At 39.0% G+C, this 2634-nt stretch carries 1 protein-coding gene and 1 pseudogene; both read right to left on the bottom strand.

The genetic code is table 11. From position 1 onward, the window contains the following. The coding region (locus AC06OU_RS06495; RefSeq protein ID WP_475854763.1) for a phosphodiester glycosidase family protein at positions 1 to 2301 on the bottom strand (2301 nt) is incomplete at its 3' end. 15 nt (positions 2302 to 2316) lie between these two features. Next, a pseudogene (locus AC06OU_RS06490) lies at positions 2317 to 2634 on the bottom strand (WD40 repeat domain-containing protein); the annotation flags it as partial.

The following is a 2634-nucleotide window of genomic DNA, read 5'->3' as shown; positions in this document are numbered from 1 at the left end:
TTGAGATCTTAACCAGTTACCTTTACCGTCACCTTTAACCCACATTCCTATTTTCTTTAACGGTGTGCTAATTGTAAGGTTCGTTTTAGCATTAATATAAGCTCCTGAAGTACCAGTCGTGTCTTTAAAATCATAGGTTAACTTGATAGCCTTTGACCCATCTCTATCATTAGCAACGGACGTCACGGAAACACTTTTAGCTTTGTCACTAGTAGCTTCATAGTTAAAGATACCCTTGTTAAATGACTCTAAAATAGTGGGTGCGACCTCACCTACAATGACAGGAATAGTTAAAGACTTATTTCCGTATTTTACATTAATCGTTCCAATTCCATCTTTGTTTGGTGCTGTGTACTTACCATTCGCTTGAACAGTACCTACAGTACTACTAAATGTAAATGCACTAGCATCCGTTAAAACTGCTTGTCCATTTTTAATCCCACTTACGGAAAGCTGAACGGCTTGCCCTTTCGCTAATTGCAAATAATTTTCAGATGCTTTAATACTGTCTATCGTGTTTGTTACTCTCAACTGTATATTAGTAGTCTTACCTTCATAAGTAACCATTCCTGCATAAGTCCCTGGTTTTGCATTGACAACCTGCTTACCATTTACAGTAGACAATATAGTAGAAGTAACTTTTCCATTTCCTGAAATTGCAACTGGGTTCATATACTGGTCAATCCCTTTTACAGGAACCGATAGATTCGTATAGGTCGCCCCTTGAAATACTTCAAGTACGTTAGATGCTGGAGAAATAGTTACCGCAGGACCTGTTTTATACGTACTCACAAAGAGTAGTGAGTTGGCTACCGAGCGCTCGTATCCATCGGAAGGAGTATTGGCTACCGTCACTTTTGTGTTACCAAGCTCTCTTACTACTACCGTAGAGGAACCACCACCATCAAAGGTCATCGCATAGTTAGCTCCAAGATCTTTCATCAGCTTTGCAGTATTTTGTAAGGAAAGCCCCTTACTTTGAGTAGTTCTTCCATCAATTACAGCAGTGAATAGACTACCATCTTTTCGAACTCCAACAGCTGTTCTTGGTGCAACACCTGCTACTTTAATCGTTTGTAGTACTCCGTTTTTTACTAAATGATATCTTCCACTTACAGCCTCTCGAACATCATTCCATTCGGCTGGAGTAAATTTAGTAGATATTTCAATTTGGTCACCTACATTAATTCCCTTTAGGAAATCGCTAGCAAAATGATGACCTGACAAAATAATTTCATTCGTATTTAAAGCAGCATTTCCAACACCAGATATCACTTCGGTAACCGTACCAGCAAGTGTTTCACCACCGTTTAGCTTACCTGAGTCGATTTTCACACGAACTTCTGTGCCAAGCTCGTTAGTGCTTGTTGTTGGAGCAAAGTCTCTAGTATAGACAACTAGATGATCTGCTAATCTTTTTCTATTAACCGAATTAATAGGATAGGATGTCCCATTTACAGAAAGGTTCATAGAAACTTGAGGTGCACCAATGATAGCTTTCTTATTAGAAGTAATCCCAAGTACAGCTAAGTCGCTTAACGCAGTTTGCGGTGTAGCTACAATAGATCCATCAATCATCATTAAATCTACTGGCTGACCTGTTTTATCAAAATAATCGCCGTTAACGCCTGCTACGACATGATAAGAATCATTTTGCGGAACACTATTTGCTTGTGAGGAAGTTGTTTCAAACCCAACTACTTGATCCTTCGCAAGCTCTGCCTTCATTTGAATATTGGAAGTTTTTCCATCATAGTCAATGACAAAAAGCTTTTGAGCCCCTAGTGCCCCATCAATGTCTATCAGTTTTTTTCTTACTCCGGGAGCAATTTGAGTAATAGCCTGAGCAGCTACTTTACCAATGGATAGAGTAGGGATAGCTTCTTTTGGAAATAAGTTAGAAGCAGGAGTACCTACAGGGGGGGTAACTGTTGACCCACCCTGAGCATTCTCCAATTCTCGAAGCTTAGCTTTAGACGGTGTTTTATAATCTACATACCCCGTCATTTTAGTAATATACATTCCGCCACCAAGCCCATATTGTCCACCATAAAGATTGTCATAGCGATAGACACGGTATTGCTCTCCTGGTTTTAGAATTCTCTCAAATACTAAACCATCTGATGTTCGTTTCCATAGGTTGATCGGTTTTACTACTTTAATTTTTCCCACTTGACCTGGAACCATTAAAATACCGTCCCAATACACTTTCGTTGCTTGCGCTTCTACTTGACTTGGTTGGAATAGTGAACTCGTGACCACTGCAAAAACGACAACAAGGTATAGCAATTTTCGTTTCATTTAATTAAATCTCCTTCATTTCCCAGCTGATTCAGCTTGTTTTCCACGATTTTTCTCAATCGTGTATCTCCATAGATTACTTCCATCGTAGTAATAGAGGTTACCGTTTAAGTCCTGTTCCAGTCCATAAACTCCTTTATCCTTTAACCATTCAACTTTTAAACTATCTTTTGTTACACGGAACAACTTACCTTCAACACTTCCATAAATGTAACCATCTACACCCTCTAATATTTGTGCATTACGGAATCGACCTGATATTAATGGTAATAACTCAACTGTCTCGATATCAGTCCATTCATCCTTGTATTTAAAGAGCTTTCCATCAGCCAT

It is taken from the genome of Psychrobacillus sp. (genome assembly GCF_056205495.1).
The sequence above is the reverse complement of the archived record's forward strand: the minus strand, read 5'-3'. Positions and strand labels throughout refer to the sequence as shown.